This window comes from Ramlibacter aquaticus (genome assembly GCF_015159745.1).
Classification (GTDB): domain Bacteria; phylum Pseudomonadota; class Gammaproteobacteria; order Burkholderiales; family Burkholderiaceae_C; genus Ramlibacter; species Ramlibacter aquaticus.
The window spans coordinates 1-680 of the sequence record NZ_JADDOJ010000177.1; the positions used below are offsets into that span (position 1 = coordinate 1).

Sequence of the window (680 nt, forward strand, 5' to 3'; positions counted from 1 at the left end):
TGTTGCTGCTGGTGGACTACATCAACCCGCTCAACTACCCGGGCGCCGAGGCGCTGGCGCCGAACGCCCTGCGCGCCGCATCGGCCACCGCCGCGCTCAAGGCCCGCCTTGCGGCCGAGGGCGTGGTCACGCTCTACGCGAACGACAACTACGGCGTGTGGCAGTCCGACTTCCACAGCCTGGTCTCGACCTGCCTGGGCATGGAAGGCCCGGCCGGGGAGATCGCCCGGCTGCTGTACCCGCAGGCCGACGACCTGACCCTGCTCAAGCCGCGCCACTCGGCCTTCTACGCGTCCCCGCTGGAGTTGCTGCTGGCGCAGATGGAGACACGCGAGCTGGTGCTCTGCGGCCTGGCGACCGACATGTGCGTGCAGCTCACGGCCGGCGATGCCTTCCTGCGCCGCTACGAACTCTGGGTGCCCGCGGACTGCTCCGCGGCGCAGACCCCGGCCGCGCATGACGAGGCCATGGCCTGGATGGCCCGGGTGCTGCGCTGCGACACCCGGCCCGGGGCCTCCACAACGCACGCGCGCGGCACCCCGCCACCACCGCGTTGAAGCCACGCCCGCCGCCGCGCGCGGGCGCCGTGCCGCCGGGCCCGCGGCATAATCCGCGCCACCGGGCGTGCATGGCCCCGGTGTCGCGCTCGACGTGGCCGTACCGCGCCCCGCGCCCCCGCC

At 74.3% G+C, this 680-nt stretch carries 1 protein-coding gene; it reads left to right on the forward strand.

Translation table 11 applies throughout. The features are described from left to right. Positions 1-2: 2 nt before the first annotated feature. On the forward strand, positions 3-557 hold the full coding sequence (locus tag IM725_RS20025) for a cysteine hydrolase family protein (protein WP_227753989.1): 555 nt from the start codon (positions 3-5) through the stop codon (positions 555-557). Positions 558-680: the final 123 nt, after the last annotated feature.